The sequence below is a fragment of the Ureibacillus suwonensis genome (assembly GCF_042655065.1).
GTDB classification, from domain to species: Bacteria; Bacillota; Bacilli; order Bacillales_A; family Planococcaceae; genus Ureibacillus; species Ureibacillus suwonensis.
Genome location: NZ_JBHSNQ010000085.1, coordinates 1 through 511 on the forward strand (window position 1 = coordinate 1; position 511 = coordinate 511).

A 511-nucleotide genomic window follows, 5' to 3' on the forward strand; every position below is an offset into this window, starting at 1 on the left:
AAAACCTACACAGCAGGGCAAATAGGGGCAATTCTGGGCGTTTCAGCCAACAAAATAGGTCGTATCGCCAACAAGCATGGATTAAAAACCGATGAATACGGTATATGGGTTCTCGATAAGTCCCGACATTCAGATAAGCAAGTTAGCTCGTTCCAATACAACGAGAAAGGTAAACGTAAAATCACAGAACTATTACAACAAGAAGGGCAATGATAGTCATGCACAATGAGCTTAATTTAGATTTGTATAACATTAAGGACTGGAAAGAAGATGATTACAATTACAACTTCTTGGTGGAGACGATCCTGTCTCCACCTGCTTGTCCTATGGGTTGTCCGCCCGACTTTCAAAGATTCGGGCGTAAGAAACAGCTTTATATGGACACCACCATGCACAGTAAGCGTGTTGGCATTACAGTTGACCGTAAAAGGTTTAGATGCAAACAATGCAGTCATACCTTTTGGGAAACACTGCCCGATATGGATGATGTCCGTTTTATGACCAATAGACT

At 41.9% G+C, this 511-nt stretch carries 1 protein-coding gene and 1 pseudogene; both read left to right on the forward strand.

The annotated features are described in order from the left end of the window. Nucleotides 1–213, forward strand: a pseudogene (locus ACFPOH_RS10730) (phage repressor protein); the annotation flags it as partial. A gap of 5 nt (nt 214–218) precedes the next feature. Continuing rightward, the coding region (locus tag ACFPOH_RS10735; protein WP_390309625.1) for a transposase family protein at nt 219–511 on the forward strand (293 nt) is incomplete at its 3' end.